Origin of the sequence: Abyssibacter profundi (genome assembly GCF_003151135.1) — a bacterium.
In the GTDB taxonomy this organism is placed as follows: Bacteria; Pseudomonadota; Gammaproteobacteria; order Nevskiales; family OUC007; genus Abyssibacter; species Abyssibacter profundi.
In genome coordinates, this window is the sequence record NZ_QEQK01000043.1 from 1 (window position 1) to 406 (window position 406).

At 40.2% G+C, this 406-nt stretch carries 1 protein-coding gene; it reads left to right on the forward strand.

Annotation, left to right across the window (positions count from 1 at the left end; genetic code table 11):
- Nucleotides 1-44: 44 nt before the first annotated feature.
- On the forward strand, nt 45-406 hold a 362-nt coding region (locus DEH80_RS17915), incomplete at its 3' end, for a proton-conducting transporter transmembrane domain-containing protein (RefSeq protein WP_499654081.1).

A 406-nucleotide genomic window follows, 5' to 3' on the forward strand; every position in this document is an offset into this window, starting at 1 on the left:
TAACAGAGTTTCTGTTATTCATATTAACAGCTACTCTAGGAGGAATGTTTTTATGCGGCGCTAACGATTTAATAACTATCTTTGTARCTCYAGAATGTTTCAGTTTATGYTCCTAYCTAYTATCTGGATATACCAAGARRGATGTACGGTCTAATGAGGCTACTAYGAAATATTTACTCATGGGTGGGGCAAGCTCTTCTATTCTGGTTCATGSKTTCTCTTGGCTATATGGTTCATCYGGRGGMGAGATYGAGCTTCAAGAAATWGTGAATGGTCTTATCAATACACAAATGTRTAACYCCCCAGGAATTTCMATTGCGCTTATATYCATCACTGTAGGARTTGGGTTCAAGCTTTCCCTAGCCCCTTCTCATCAATGGACTCGTGACGTATACGAAGGAGTGCG